Consider the following 4,701-nt stretch of genomic DNA (forward strand, 5'->3'; position numbering starts at 1 on the left):
CTCTGGTTGTGAAAGAGCATGCAGGTTAGACTTGGACATGGCGTATCCATCCTCTGTTGGTTGTGATCTTGGTGGTGATCAACCAACAGGATACGCCATCCTTTCAGCCTGCTTCCATACACCAGAAATCACCATAACTCCGAATACCGCGCACCATTTTGAAATACTCGAGGTCTTTGGTCTCGAGGCCCACTCGCCCCACCACGCTCGGCCAGTCGCTCAAAATCACGCCGTTCTCATCGCTGACCATCAAACCTTCGAACCAAGTCAGCAGGGAGTCGTTCTTCTGCAGCTCGTAATTCAACCAGGTGGGATCGTCTGACAGCCCAATGACCCCGTTCAACCGCTGTAGTGCGTTGATGCGCTGGTTGATCTGTTGGGTAATCTCATCGGCCAGCAAATCGGCTTCATAGCGCAGGTGGGCGATATTGGTCTCGTGCACCATGATTTTGCCGACCTGCCACGCCATGCCCAGCACGGCCCCCGCCAAAATGGCCAGCGCACAGGAAAGCCCCAGCAGCAGCCGGCTTTTTAGCGAACGAAACGTAATCAGTCGATGGATCGGGGGGGCTAGGCGCACCAGAAATCCCTATTTCGTTAATTTCCTTGAGTGAGGCTCGCGAGTTCAGACGCTATCATGGCTCGAAAGAAATAACTTATCAAAAACAACTGAAATGTGCGCATTGAGACAAATCAAATTAGCTATTTTTTTCTAAACCGTTTCTTTGCGTAACTGTCCTAAGGAACCGCTGATCAATTCGTCTCTAAGCGGCTGAAACGCTCATAAGAGCACTTTCACTGCATCAGCGGTCGCTTTCTGACCAGCGAAGGTGGTCTGTTTCCCTTGCCAGCCGGATTATCCGGCTGGCAGGGCAGATTCAAGACGTACTGACCCTGTCAATGCGTCCTTCGCATCGTGCCGCCAGCACCAGATTGGCCAGCCCCTTGTAGCGCACCTTCCGGTAGCCGAAGAGGTTCTTGATCACATGAAACGGATATACATTTTTGAGCGCTTCCCCAGACTACAAAGGACGGATTAATAATCTCAGCAGGGTTTCCATAGTGGAGTGGCTCGCCACTCATGGCCTGAACGACGCCTCCCGCCTCTTCAATGATCACTTGAGCGGCGGCGGTATCCCACAGACACGTAGGCCCAAAGCGGGGATACACATCAGCCGCACCTTCTGCGATCAAACAAAATTTCAATGAACTGCCGACTGGATTAAGTTCATGGTCGCCCAGCTGTTTCAGCCAGCCGCATAATTCGGGACTTTTATGTGAGCGGCTACTTACCACTCGCCAAACTCCTGGCGGGTGAGGAGCATTAGCAACGTTTAATTGCTCACGATGCCCATGACGATCAATTTTGTAAGACCCTTTACCTTTGGCTGCTACATAAGCAATGCCCAAAGCAGGTGCCGTGACGACACCCAATACGGGGGAATCATTCTCTACGAGTGCAATATTGACGGTGAACTCATTGTTTTTCTTAATAAATTCTTTTGTTCCATCTAAAGGGTCTACTAGCCAATACCGCTTATCATCCCCTGCCCCTGCAAAATGGCTAGTATCTTCCTCGGAAAGTACAGGCAACTTCTCTTTTAATGCTTGTAGCCCTGCAACAATAACATGATGTGCAGCCTTATCAGCTTCGGTGACTGGGCTATGATCTTCCTTGATTTCAACACTATATTCGTTGCCATAAATTGCCATGATGGCATCACCCGCATCATAAGCAATGGTTAACACCTGTTCCAATAACTGTTCCAATAACTCCCCCATGCAACCATCTCCAGAGCAAGCAATGAGGCCGCAAAAACGGCCAGCTAAATAGCCACTCTATGCAGAGTGGCAGCATGATATAACGCTCAAACGTCGTAACCTGCTTCTCTAGCCAGCGTCGTATTGGCTTGCAACCAACCTTCAATATGTCCGCAGTCAAAGGTACGACCATGCATCCTAAATGCCTGGACGGTTTTACCCTCTTGCATAAGGCGGTCAATTGCATCCGTCAGTTGGATTTCATTACCCGCGCCGGGGGGTTGGTCACGCAACAGCTCCATAATACGATACGGCAACACATAGCGCCCAATCACCGATAGGCGTGACGGGGCGTCTTCTGGCTTTGGCTTTTCGACCACACCACGCATATCGGCGCTTTCACCAGCAGCAGGTTCGTCACAATCCACAATACCGTAACGATATACATCCTCCTGGGGCACTGCTTCTACCATAATTTGCGCTGCTTCGGTCTTTTCCCAGCGCTCAACCATACTGCCTAAATCACACGCGCTGTTGCCTACTTGCGGCTTCACCAATACATCCGGCAAAATCACCGCAAACGGCTCCTCTTTATCGAGCAGATGCGAAGCACAGTAAATCGCATGCCCTAGGCCTTTCGCATTAGGCTGTCGGACGCTGGTGACTTTTAGCTTTTTAGGTGAAATAGCAGAAAGGGTTTCCAGCAGCGCATTTTTCCCCTTACTGGCTAGCGAGTGCTCTAACTCAAAATGTGCATCAAAGTGATCCTCAATAGCCGACTTCCCCGCTCGCGTGACCAAAATGATCTCATTGATACCTGCCGCCAGCGCTTCTTCCACGACATGCTGAATGAGGGGCCGGTCAACAACGGGCACCATCTCTTTCGGAATTGCTTTGCTAATCGGCAGTAGACGGGTGCCAAAACCAGCAACAGGGATAATTGCTTTGCGTACTTGGGTCATCGTTAACGTCCTTTTACTGAGCGTTGCGTTTCCAGAATAAGGAAAAATACAGGGCGTATTCACGCTAAGCTTTATGCAATTGCTATGCCGAACTGCAGGGCAGTAAGCCTTAACTTATAACAACTGTGTTTACTAATTTTTCAATATGCCTGAAAGCAACACTGTGGCACTTTCAATCAACTCATCTAAATGGTGCGAGCCTTTGAAGCTTTCTGCATACACTTTATAGAGCGACTCTGTCCCGCTAGGGCGAGCAGCAAACCAGCCGTTCTCGGTGGTTACTTTCAACCCACCAATCGCCGCATGATTACCCGGAGCCTTTACCAACACAGCAGAAATAGGGTCTCCAGCCAGAACTGTATCGGTCACGCTTTCAGCAGTGAGATTTTTAAATGCGGCTTTCTCTTCAGCCGTACAGGCAGTATCCACGCGCTTGTAGAACGGTTTACCGAAGCGCTCGGTCAGGGTCTGATAATATTCACTGGGTGTTTTACCCGTAACAGCCATGATTTCAGCTGCCAAAAGGCACAGCGCAATACCATCTTTATCAGTAGACCACGCCTTACCATCGCGGGTTAATAGACTAGCACCAGCGCTCTCTTCACCGCCAAAGGCCAGCCACCCCTCATGCAAGCCATCCACAAACCATTTAAAACCTACGGGCACCTCATACAGCTCACGCTTATGGGAAGCGACTACGCGATCAATCATCGACGAGGAGACCAACGTTTTACCGATCTTTAACGACTCACTCCACTCTGGGCGATGGCTAATCAAGTAATCTACACACACTGCCAAGAAGTGATTAGGATTCATCAAGCCATTGGCATCCACAATGCCATGTCGGTCAGCATCTGGGTCGTTGCCAAAGGCGATATCAAAACGGTCTTTAACCTTTAATAAATTAGCCATAGCATCCGCGCTGGAGCAGTCCATACGGATTTTGCCGTCGTGATCTAGTGGCATAAAGCTAAAGCTGTCATCTACGGTGGTATTCACGACTTCAAGATTCAAGCCATAGTGCTCAGCCACCGCCTGCCATACCGGTAGCGCTGCCCCCCCCATAGGGTCGGCGCCGAGAGTTAAATTGGCGTTTTGGATGGCCACCATATCCACTACTTTGCCCAGCTGCGCTACATAGTGAGCAGTGAAGTCATACTCCTGAGCGTGGGCTAACGCCTCATCTAAAGGTACCAGCGAAACATCACTTAAATGGCGGAGTAAGTAAGCGTTTGCACGCAGCTCAATCCACTTGGTAACGTCAGTATCGGCTGGGCCGCCGTGATGAGGATTGTATTTAATACCGCCATCCTCCGGCGGGTTATGGGAGGGAGTAATAATCAAGCCATCAGCCTTGGCAGCCTGATGTTGCTGGGCATTATGCTGCAATATCGCGTGGCTCACCAAGGGAGTTGCCGTGTAGCCATGATCTTTCTCAACCAATACTGGTACTTTATTGGCTGCCAGCACTCGCAGCGCGCACTCCCAAGCGGGGCGTGAAAGCGCATGGGTATCCAACCCAAGAAACAATGGACCTTTATACCCCTCCTCATTGCGAAAATCCACGACCGCTTGGGTAATCGCGATGATGTGTGCGGCGTTAAACGTGCGCTCGGTAGCACGGCCACGGTGGCCAGAAGTACCAAAGGCGACTCGCTCTTTGGCAACATTAGCATCCGGTGTTTGTTCAAAAAAAGTATGAACAATGGCATCCATCCCAACTTCTCCTTCTAACTCGATTAGTTTGCTGCCCTGCCTGTTATTGGCAGTTTACTGACATAGGGATGCGAAATGCGAGCAGGAATAGCAGGAATCAGCAGTGAGCATTAGAAAGCATCACAGCGAGTAGGGTGAGGCGTCTCCGCCTCATCCCTCTCACAGAACCGTACATACGGACCACGTATACGGCTCATGCCATTAACTTACCCCGAATTCGGGGACAGTGATGCCGGTTCTGACCCTGGTCAGATCCAATAAC

The 4,701-nt window shown here is 50.4% G+C and carries 3 protein-coding genes and 2 pseudogenes; all 5 read right to left on the reverse strand.

Going from position 1 to position 4,701, the window contains the following annotated elements:
* Nucleotides 1-103 precede the first annotated feature (103 nt).
* On the reverse strand, nt 104-580 hold the full coding sequence (locus AC13CY_RS04690; RefSeq protein ID WP_483052343.1) for a hypothetical protein: 477 nt from the start codon (nt 578-580) through the stop codon (nt 104-106).
* A gap of 298 nt (nt 581-878) precedes the next feature.
* Nucleotides 879-998, reverse strand: a pseudogene (locus AC13CY_RS04695) (IS5/IS1182 family transposase); the annotation flags it as partial.
* Nucleotides 999-1,014: 16 nt separating this feature from the next.
* Nucleotides 1,015-1,782, reverse strand: a pseudogene (gene cysQ, locus AC13CY_RS04700) (3'(2'),5'-bisphosphate nucleotidase CysQ); the annotation flags it as partial.
* Between the two features lie 86 nt (nt 1,783-1,868).
* Nucleotides 1,869-2,723 carry a UTP--glucose-1-phosphate uridylyltransferase gene (locus tag AC13CY_RS04705; protein WP_058576383.1) on the reverse strand — a complete coding sequence of 285 codons (855 nt, stop codon included), beginning with the start codon at nt 2,721-2,723 and terminating at the stop codon, nt 1,869-1,871.
* A gap of 132 nt (nt 2,724-2,855) precedes the next feature.
* Nucleotides 2,856-4,463, reverse strand: coding sequence for a phosphoglucomutase (alpha-D-glucose-1,6-bisphosphate-dependent) (gene pgm / locus AC13CY_RS04710; RefSeq protein ID WP_287148392.1), 1,608 nt, complete (start codon nt 4,461-4,463; stop codon nt 2,856-2,858).
* Nucleotides 4,464-4,701 lie beyond the last annotated feature (238 nt).

This window comes from Vreelandella sp. L-15, from assembly GCF_056857635.1.